Origin of the sequence: Acidocella sp. (genome assembly GCF_013044125.1) — a bacterium.
Taxonomy (GTDB): Bacteria; Pseudomonadota; Alphaproteobacteria; order Acetobacterales; family Acetobacteraceae; genus Acidocella.
The window spans coordinates 1-3,620 of sequence record NZ_JABEVC010000162.1; the positions used below are offsets into that span (position 1 = coordinate 1).

Genomic DNA, 3,620 nt, shown 5'->3' on the forward strand with positions numbered 1-3,620 from the left:
CACCGCCTCCCATCAATCAAATCAACGGGAAACACCGAATCACAACTCACCGCGTCGGGGGAATCCCCGGAGAGTCAGAAAATTCGGCAGCTGGTATAACGCGTTGTTGTTATGGATTAATTTTTTGCTTGCACCCCAATTTGTGCGGGTTTGTTTTGTGTATAGAATGATATGGGGTTGGGCGTGCCGTTCCGGTTGTTTGGCCACAGTAAGAACAGTCTCGAAAGCGGGTATCCGTAGGATGGGTGGAACGCAGCGCAACCCATCAACCGGCGGATGTAGCGCAAAGCGATGGGTTACGCTACGCTCCACCCATCCTACGATTGCTGTTACGGAGAAGAATTGTCTGTGCTGGGGCTCGCTGTGATGGCACCAAGCTTACAACTCGTTGTGGCAGTGTTCATTGCATCGGTTGAGCCGTCCGTTCCGAATGTATCGCTTGTCTGATTGCCCATAATTTCTGTTCCGACGCTTATTTGACTTGTTGCTTTACCTATTGCATTGACAATAGCGACAATATCGGTTGTTCGGCCGCTCGCAACAACACCGACGTAGTTGTTATTCCATTGCTGGAGTTGGGCGTTGAAGGTCACGACATGCCCCTGATCGACCTTGATAAGTAATTGAGCAGGTATGGTAACGTCGGTCTTTGATAGCTCATCGATGTCAGACGGTGTTGCGGGCGAAATAAATGCCAGATCAAGTGTATTATTCTGATCGCATTGAATTACGAGTGCATTTCCAGTCCCGCTGCTAACGGTTGCAATGACGGTTGTATTGCCAAAGACATCAGGACCGATCACCTTTGAAGCCCATTGTGCTTGTGCTGGATGACTCAAAATTATTGACCAAATCAATAGCGAGGCTGCACCTACAAGGACAGTTTTTCCCACCTCATCCTCCATTTTGTTGTGTATAAATAATTAAAAATTGAATTATATCAAAGGTCGCGAGAAGCTAATCCCTGCCCTTGTTGAAGGTCAAGAAAAGTTTTGGCTTCGTTTCGTTAGATACGGTTATGCAATACGGGCAAATGGTGTTGCGAGCACTTGCCCTACATGCCAAAAAAATGATTCACCGGGCCGTGTCCGGCGCCAAAACCTGGGGCGGTGGCGATGGCTTGTTGTAAATAATTGCGCGCCCGGTGCACGGCGGCGGGGAGGTCCATGCCCTGGGCCAGGCCGGTGGCGATGGCGGAGGCCAGGGTGCAGCCGGTGCCGTGGGTGTTTCTGGTGTGCAGGCGCGGCAGCGAGATGGCCTCCACCGCCTCCGGGGTGATGAGATAGTCGGTTAACATGTCACCGCTGGCGTGGCCGCCTTTGATGAGGGCGGCCTTGGCGCCCATCGCCAGCAGTGCGCGCCCGGCGGCGATTTGTTCGCCCTGCGTGCCCACGGGCAGGCCGGTGAGTTTGGCGGCTTCGGGCAGGTTGGGGGTGACCACGGCAGCGCGCGCGAGCAGTTGTTCGCGCAGGGCGGCGATGGCGGCATCGGGCAGCAACACGGCGCCGGAGGTGGCGACCATGACCGGGTCCAGCACCAGGGGCACGCCGGCGGGCAGGCAGGCGGCGACGGCGCGGATGATCTCCTCATTGGTGAGCATGCCGAGTTTGATGGCGTCGGCGCCGATGTCAGCCAGCACGGTCTCGATGGAGAGGCGCACGAAAGCAGCCGGTAAGGCATGCACGCCGGCCACGCCCAGGGTGTTCTGCGCGGTGACCGCGGTGATGCTGGTGCAGGCGTAGCCGCCGAGCGCGGAGATGGTTTTGATGTCGGCCTCGATGCCGGCGCCGCCGCCGGAATCAGACCCGGCTATGGTTAAAACGCGAAACATTCAGACCGTGGCCAGGGCGATGGTGTCGCATAATTCGCCGACGATGGTCTGGATCAGCGCGTTGTCCTCGCCCTCGGCCATCACGCGGATCAGCGGTTCGGTGCCGGAGGGGCGGATGAGTACGCGCCCGGTGTTGCCGAGCCGCTCGCCCGCCTGGGCGATGGCGGTTTGGATATGCGCCAGGCGCAGCGGCGAGGCGCCGGAGAAGCGCACGTTGCGCAAAAGCTGCGGCAGGGGGGTGAACACCCGGCAGGCTGCCGAGGCGGGTTTGCCGGAGCGGACCAGCACGGCGAGCACCTGCAACGCCGCGACCAGCCCGTCGCCCGTGGTTGCGAAATCGGAAAGGATGACATGGCCGGATTGTTCGCCGCCGAGGTTGATGCCGCGCTCGCGCATGGCCTCGGCTACGTAGCGGTCTCCCACCTTGGTGCGGTGCAGGGCAAGCCCCTGCGCGCCGAGGAAGCGTTCCAGCCCGAGGTTGGACATGACGGTGGCGACGATGCCGCCGCCGGTGAGGCGCCCGGCCTCGTGCATGTCGCGCGCGATGAGGCCGAGGATCTGGTCACCGTCGATGATCTCGCCGTGTTCGTCGGCAAGGATGACGCGGTCGGCGTCGCCGTCCAGGGCGATGCCGATGTCGGCGCCATGCTCCAGCACGGCGGCGCAGAGGTGTTGGGGCACGGTGGAGCCGGCCTCGCGGTTGATGTTGAAGCCGTCCGGCTCGACGCCGATGGAGATGACGGTGGCGCCCAGCTCCCACAGCGCGGCGGGGGCCACTTTGTAGGCCGCGCCATGCGCGCAATCGAGCACGATGCGCAGGCCGTCCAGCCGCAGGCCGCGCTCCAGGGAGGATTTGGCGGCCTCGATGTAGCGCCCGGCGGCGTCCACCAGGCGCGAGGCGCGGCCGAGCTTGTTGGAGGCGGCGAGGCGGGCTGAGAGATCGGTCTCCATCAGGGCCTCGATCTCCATCTCGGTTTCATCCGAGAGCTTGGCGCCGTCCGGGCCGAAGAGCTTGATGCCGTTGTCCTCATAAGGGTTGTGCGAGGCGGAGATGACCACGCCGAGGTCGAGCCGCAGCGAGCGGGTGAGCATGGCGATGGCGGGGGTGGGCAGGGGGCCGGCCAGGGTCACGTTCATGCCGGCGCTGATGAAGCCGGCCGTGAGGGCGGGCTCTAGCATGTAGCCGGAAAGCCGTGTGTCCTTGCCGATGATGACGCGGTGGCGGTGGTTGCCGCGCGTGAACAGCAGCCCGGCGGCCTGGCCGAGCTTGAGGGCCATTTCGGCGGTCATGGGGGCGGTGTTCGCGGTGCCGCGAATGCCGTCCGTGCCGAAAAGGCGGCGTTTGGAAGTTTGGTCCATTGTTACTCGCGGTTAAGTCTTTGCCAGATGCGCAGGGCTTGTACCGTCTCCGGCACGTCATGCACGCGCAATATATGCGCCCCTTGGGCCACGGCATAAAGCCCGGCGGCGATGGACCCTGGTCCGCGTTTGGCCGGGTTGGGTTCGCCGCCGCATTCGCCGATGAATTTTTTGCGCGACAGGCCGATGAGCAGCGGGTGGCCAAGCGCCGCGAAGCGGGCGGTGGCTTGCAGGAGGGTGAGGTTTTGCGCGCCGAGCTTGGCGAAGCCGAGGCCGGGGTCCAGCGCGATGGCCTCTGGTGCGATCCCGGCGGCCAGGGCGGCGTCGCGCAACTGCGTCAACTCGGCCAGAACCTCGGTTGCGATATCGGTGTAATGCGCCTCGGCGTTCATGGTGGCGGGGGTGCCGCGGGTGTGCATGAGCACCACCG

Annotated in this window: 4 protein-coding genes; all 4 read right to left on the reverse strand. The window is 62.5% G+C overall.

All coding sequences use genetic code 11. The features are described 5' to 3' along the window. Positions 1 to 329: 329 nt before the first annotated feature. Complete coding sequence (locus tag HKL97_RS10190; protein ID WP_291424990.1) at positions 330 to 893, reverse strand: hypothetical protein; 564 nt, start codon at positions 891 to 893, stop codon at positions 330 to 332. Positions 894 to 1,054: 161 nt separating this feature from the next. Beyond that, positions 1,055 to 1,831 carry a bifunctional hydroxymethylpyrimidine kinase/phosphomethylpyrimidine kinase gene (gene thiD / locus HKL97_RS10195; protein WP_291424992.1) on the reverse strand — a complete coding sequence of 259 codons (777 nt, stop codon included), beginning with the start codon at positions 1,829 to 1,831 and terminating at the stop codon, positions 1,055 to 1,057. Next, entirely contained in the window at positions 1,832 to 3,190 is a 1,359-nt protein-coding gene (gene glmM / locus HKL97_RS10200; RefSeq protein WP_291424994.1) for a phosphoglucosamine mutase, read from the reverse strand. Between the two features lie 2 nt (positions 3,191 to 3,192). Beyond that, positions 3,193 to 3,620: dihydropteroate synthase (locus HKL97_RS10205; protein WP_291424996.1), on the reverse strand; the 428-nt coding region annotated here is incomplete at its 5' end.

Bases quoted from the DNA above. Each gene is read 5' to 3' on its own strand.
- thiD (WP_291424992.1), bottom strand. From the start codon at position 1,831: ATGTTTCGCGTTTTAACCATAGCCGGGTCTGATTCCGGCGGCGGCGCC.
- glmM (WP_291424994.1), bottom strand. From the start codon at position 3,190: ATGGACCAAACTTCCAAACGCCGCCTTTTCGGCACGGACGGCATTCGC.